Annotated in this window: 1 protein-coding gene and 1 pseudogene; one reads left to right on the top strand and one right to left on the bottom strand. The window is 44.4% G+C overall.

Features of this window, described 5'->3' with window-relative positions; translation table 11 throughout:
- Positions 1–93, top strand: a pseudogene (locus R7Q46_RS24750) (thymidine kinase); the annotation flags it as partial.
- 72 nt (positions 94–165) lie between these two features.
- Here R7Q46_RS24750 and R7Q46_RS24755 read toward each other — a convergent pair.
- A partial coding sequence (locus R7Q46_RS24755; protein ID WP_318077871.1) for a fructosamine kinase family protein occupies positions 166–594 on the bottom strand: 429 nt, incomplete at its 5' end.

Raw genomic sequence — 594 nt, forward strand, 5'->3', positions numbered from 1 at the left:
GCAATCAAAGAAGGTGACCAAGTGGCGATTGGTGGCAACGACCGTTATGTCTCGGTTTGCCGTCAGCACTACAAAGAAGCCCTAGGTAAATAAACCTATCCATTCAGCTTCAAAGCAGTACAGAAAAGCCACCGAACTCGGTGGCTTTTTAATTGTTCATTTCGCTCAGAGGAGATCAAAACCGAATCGCTCTAACAAGACTTGATAAGATGAATCCACTTGCTTTGGAATGTCTTGCTTAGTTTGAAATCCTTTTTCGGGATAGCTTTTGACGCGGGAAAAATCTTCCATCAGCGCTTCTAACACCATCATTAGCGGCATGTCTTCGTTGATGTATTCGAAGAATGGATGAGCGGTAGAACTGACTTGCACTTGCGAGTAGGGCGATTGCCATTGCTTCTCAAACGTAGCGATGGCGCGGCGTTCCATAAATGGCTTTTGCACTAAAATAATAGATTCGCATTGGATGCCTTTCTCTTTTAATAACTGCAGTTGCCAACCAATACGTTGCTCAGCGAAGAACATGCACCATTTTTTGTGCCATTGATTCGGCTGCAGGGTGGAACCGAGATAATTGTCGGTATCGAAACCAAA

This window comes from Vibrio sp. 811 (assembly GCF_033339195.1).